Genomic DNA, 4,163 nt, shown 5'->3' on the forward strand with positions numbered 1-4,163 from the left:
CGGGTGTGTACCGATCCGAATGTGGGAGCTGGCTTGCCTGCGATAGCGGTCTGTCTGCGTACATATCCATTCCTGCGGTAACGGCCACTTATGGTTCCGCTCTGACAGCGGGTCACTTTTGGAAAGGCCCAAAAGTAACCAAAAGGCCTTCGCCCCACCACTCTGCACCTCGCCTAGGCTCGGTGTGCCCGAACGCAGGTTTTGCAGCGTGGGCCGCCGCAATGGGCCATCCCTGGCCCAGTGCGGCTAACCCGGCGTCCTGCCGGGTTACCCACGCTGCAAAACCTGCGTTCGGCCAGCGTGGTTTAACGGGGCGATTGCAGATCAAAAGCAGAGCGCGGCGGCCTTATAGCCGACCGGTTTTTGAAGGTGAACTCGGTGAGATATGTGGGGGCAGGCATGCCCCCGGTAACCACGATGCGAAGCGAGCCGCTCTTGATCTTGATCTGCTTGTGATCTTGATCTCAGGCGGCCCCCCAAATCACTGGCGGATTACGGGCACACCGAGCCTAGGCGAGGTGCCGAGTGGTGGGGCAAGAGCGTTTTGCTTACTTTTGCGCTTTTCAAAAGTGAGCCGCTGTCAGAGCGGAACCCTAAGTGGCCGTTACCGCAGCAATGGATATGTACTCATTCCAACCCAACGAAATGGTCGACCAGAAGGCCGCCTTCGCGAGCAAGCCCGCTCCCACAGGTTGATCGCGGGGTGTCAGGTAGACAGGAGTCGGCTGTCAGGCCGCCATCGCCGGCAAACCAGCTCCCACACCAAGGGCCCTAGCCACGCATTTGTACTCAATCAAGAAGCCAACCATGCAAACGTCTAAATTCCGCAAAATCGGCATTCTGGCTATAGCGGCCGTCGCAATCGGCCTGGCCATCTACACCGTAAACGCCCCCGCCGACGCCCCCCAGTACCTCACCGCCACCGCCGAACGCGGCGATATCGAAAACGCGGTATTGGCCACCGGCCTGCTCGAAGGCGTCAAACAAGTCGACGTCGGCGCCCAAGTCTCCGGCCAGCTCAAGTCGCTGAAAGTCAAAGTCGGCGACAAGGTAAAGAAGGGCCAATGGCTGGCCGAAATCGACCCGTTGATCCTGCAGAACACCCTGCGCAAAGCCCAGGTCGATGAAGAAAACCTCCAGGCCCAACGCCGCGCGACCGCCGCGCAACTCAAGCAGGCCAAGTCCGTGTATGAGCGCTACAAGGGATTGCAGGCCGACGAGTCGGTGTCACGCCAGGATTTTGAAGACGCCGAATCGACCTACCAGGTACAGCAGGCCAACCTGCTGTCCCTGGACGCGCAGATCAAAAGCGCACACATCCAGATCGACACCGCCAAGGTCAACCTGGCCTACACCCGCATCAACGCGCCCATCGACGGCGATGTGGTGGGCATCGTCACCCAGGAAGGCCAGACCGTGATCGCCAGCCAGTTGGCGCCCGTGCTGCTCAAGCTCGCAGACCTGGACACCATGACCGTCAAGGCCCAAGTGTCGGAAGCGGATGTGATTCATATCAGCCCCGGCCAGCAGGTGTACTTCACCATTCTCGGCGAGGCGGACAAGCGCTATTACGCCAAGCTGCGCGGCACTGAGCCGGCGCCGCAGAACTTTCTGGAAACCCAGACCGCTGGTACACCAAAGCAAAACACCGCAGTGTTCTACAACGCGTTGTTCGACGTGCCCAACCCCGACCACCGCCTGCGTATCGCCATGACCGCCCAGGTGCGCATCGTGCTCGACACCGCCGAGGCCGCGCTGATGGTGCCCGTGGCGGCGCTGGGCGTGCGCAATGCCGATGGCCGCTACGAAGTGCGGGTGCTGGATGCCAAGGGCAAGGCGGTCGCCCGCACGGTGAAGACCGGTATCAATAACAACGTCAAGGTGCAGATCCTTGACGGCCTGGCCGAGGGCGACACCGTGGTGATCGGCGATGCTACACCTGCCGTGGCGGGGAGTTGAGTCATGAGCCAGCCTCTGTTGGAACTCAAGGGCATCACCCGCAGCTTCATGGCCGGCGAGCGTGAATTCATCGCGCTCAAGGGCATCGACTTGAGCATCCATGCCGGGGAAATGCTGGCGATCATCGGCGCCTCCGGTTCGGGTAAATCGACCCTGATGAACATCCTCGGTGGCCTGGATTACGCCACCGCCGGCAGCTACAAGATCAATGGCATCGAAACCCGCTCCCTGGGCGATGAGCAACTGGCGGAGCTGCGGCGTGATTACTTCGGGTTTATCTTCCAGCGTTACCATTTGCTCGCGCACCTGAGCGCTTTGCATAACGTGGAAATGCCGGCGATCTACGCGGGCACCCCGCAAAGCCAGCGCCATAGCCGCGCCGGGGAATTGCTGGCACGCCTGGGCCTGTCAGGCCACACCAGCCACCGGCCCAGCCAGCTATCCGGCGGGCAACAGCAGCGGGTGAGTATTGCGCGGGCGTTGATGAACGGCGGCGAAGTGATCCTGGCCGACGAACCCACCGGCGCCCTCGACACCCACAGCGGCAAGGAGGTGATGCGCATCCTCGCCGAGCTGCACGCGGCGGGGCACACGGTGATTATCGTCACCCATGACCCCAAGGTCGCGGCGAACGCCCAACGCATTGTCGAGGTGTGTGATGGCGAGATCATCAGTGACAAGGCCAACGACAGCGTCGGCCTGGAGTTGCCCGTCGAGGCGCCGGTCGAGCCCCGACGCAGCGGGGCGCGGCGCCTGGTCGCGAGCCTGGGGCTGTTCAAGGAAGCGTTCAACATGGCGTGGGTGGCGCTGATCTCACACCGCATGCGCACCTTGCTGACCATGCTCGGGATTGTCATCGGCATCACCTCGGTGGTGTCGATCTCGGCCATCGGCGAAGGCGCCAAGCGCTATGTGCTCAAGGACATCCAGGCGATTGGCAGCAACACCATCGATATCTTTTCCGGCACCAGCTTTGGCGACAGTCGAGCCTCGGCGATCCAGACGCTGATGCCCTCGGATGTGGACGCGCTGAACCAGCTGTATTACGTCGACAGCGCCACGCCGGTGGTGGGCCGCAACCTGATGCTGCGCTTTGGCAACATCGACGTGGATGCACAGGTCAATGGTGTCAGTGACCGCTACTTCAAGGTCAAGGGTCTCAAGCTTGAAGCCGGCATTGCCTTCAGCGAAAGCGATGCGCGGCGCCAGGCCCAGGTGGTGGTGATCGACCACAATACCCGCCAGCGCCTGTTCGGGCCCAACATCGACCCGCTGGGCCAGGTGATCCTGATAGGCAACCTGCCGTGCACGGTGATCGGGGTGACGGCGGACAACAAGAACATGTTCGCCGCCAGCAAGGCCCTGAACGTGTGGGTGCCCTATGAAACCGCGGCGGGGCGTCTGCTGGGCCAGCGTCATCTGGACAGCATCACCGTGCGCATCAAGGACGGCCAGCCGAGCAAGGTGGTGGAAGACAACGTCAATAAGCTCATGCTGCAACGCCACGGCACCAAGGATTTCTTCACCAACAACCTCGACAGCATCATGCAGACGGTACAGAAAACCAGCCGCTCCCTGGCGCTGTTGCTGTCATTGATTGCGGTGATTTCTTTGCTGGTGGGGGGTATTGGCGTGATGAATATCATGCTGGTATCGGTCACCGAGCGCACCCGTGAGATCGGGATTCGCATGGCGGTGGGGGCGCGGCAATCGGATATTCGCCAACAGTTTCTGGTGGAGGCGGTGATGGTGTGCCTGATCGGCGGGATCATCGGGATCTCGCTGTCCTACGCCATCGGCTACCTGTTTTCGTTGTTTGTGAAGGAGTGGGAAATGGTGTTTTCGGTGGGCTCGATCGTTACCGCGTTTGCCTGTTCGACGTTGATCGGCATTGTGTTTGGTTTTGTACCGGCGCGGAATGCGGCGCGGTTGGACCCGATAGAGGCATTGGCAAGGGACTGATCTGTGGGAGCTTGCTCCCGTGACGGCCTGACAGCCGGCGCCTATCTCCCTGGCGCCCCAGGATCCAAATGTGGGAGCTGGCTTGCCTGCGATGGCGGCCTGACAGGCGACACAGTTGGATTGTGTACATATCCATTGCTGCGGTAACGGCTACTTAGGGTTCCGCCCTGACGGCGGCTCACTTTTGAAAAGAGCCCAAAAGTAAGCAAAAGGCTCTTGCCCCACCACTCGGCACCTCGCTT

2 protein-coding genes are annotated in these 4,163 nt (G+C 61.2%); both read left to right on the plus strand.

Annotation, left to right across the window (positions count from 1 at the left end; translation table 11 throughout):
- The first annotated feature begins 807 nt into the window (after window positions 1-807).
- Complete coding sequence (gene macA / locus A7K61_RS17680) at window positions 808-1,959, plus strand: macrolide transporter subunit MacA (protein WP_034135256.1); 1,152 nt, start codon at window positions 808-810, stop codon at window positions 1,957-1,959.
- Between the two features lie 3 nt (window positions 1,960-1,962).
- The gene (locus tag A7K61_RS17685) at window positions 1,963-3,921 is read left to right on the plus strand and encodes a MacB family efflux pump subunit (protein WP_047710633.1); all 1,959 of its coding nucleotides are present in this window, start codon (window positions 1,963-1,965) and stop codon (window positions 3,919-3,921) included.
- The last annotated feature ends 242 nt before the right edge of the window (window positions 3,922-4,163 follow it).

Source organism: Pseudomonas sp. AP42 (genome assembly GCF_001728935.1).
GTDB lineage: Bacteria > Pseudomonadota > Gammaproteobacteria > Pseudomonadales > Pseudomonadaceae > Aquipseudomonas > Aquipseudomonas lactis.

What these genes read in the sequence shown, in the direction of transcription:
- macA (WP_034135256.1), top strand. Translation starts at nt 808, where the DNA reads ATGCAAACGTCTAAATTCCGCAAAATCGGCATTCTGGCTATAGCGGCC.
- A7K61_RS17685 (WP_047710633.1), top strand. Translation starts at nt 1,963, where the DNA reads ATGAGCCAGCCTCTGTTGGAACTCAAGGGCATCACCCGCAGCTTCATG.